The 329-nt window shown below is 68.4% G+C and carries 1 protein-coding gene; it reads left to right on the forward strand.

Features of this window, described 5'->3' with window-relative positions; translation table 11 throughout:
- Window positions 1–329 (forward strand): helix-turn-helix domain-containing protein (locus M8J74_RS44345; RefSeq protein ID WP_249841789.1); only part of this gene is annotated, 329 nt, incomplete at both ends.

The raw sequence follows: 329 nt of genomic DNA on the forward strand, positions 1-329 counted from the left end.
CTGCGGGAACGCGCCGGGCTCAAGCGCGAGGAGGCCGCCAAGGTCCTGCGTGTCGCCCCCGCCACGGTCCGCCGCATGGAGATGGCCGAGGTCGGTCTCAAAATCCCGTACCTGCAACTGCTGCTGAAGTCCTACGGCGTCTCCGACGAGGAGGCCGAGACCTTCGTGCAGCTGGCCGAGGAGGCCAACAAGCCCGGCTGGTGGCAGCGGTTCCACGACATCCTGCCCGGCTGGTTCTCCATGTACGTCAGCCTGGAGGGCGCGGCCTCCCTCATCCGCTCCTACGATCCGCACTTCGTCCCCGGCCTGCTGCAGACCGAGGACTACGC

Origin of the sequence: Streptomyces panaciradicis, from assembly GCF_023516615.1 — a bacterium.
In the GTDB taxonomy this organism is placed as follows: domain Bacteria; phylum Actinomycetota; class Actinomycetes; order Streptomycetales; family Streptomycetaceae; genus Streptomyces; species Streptomyces panaciradicis.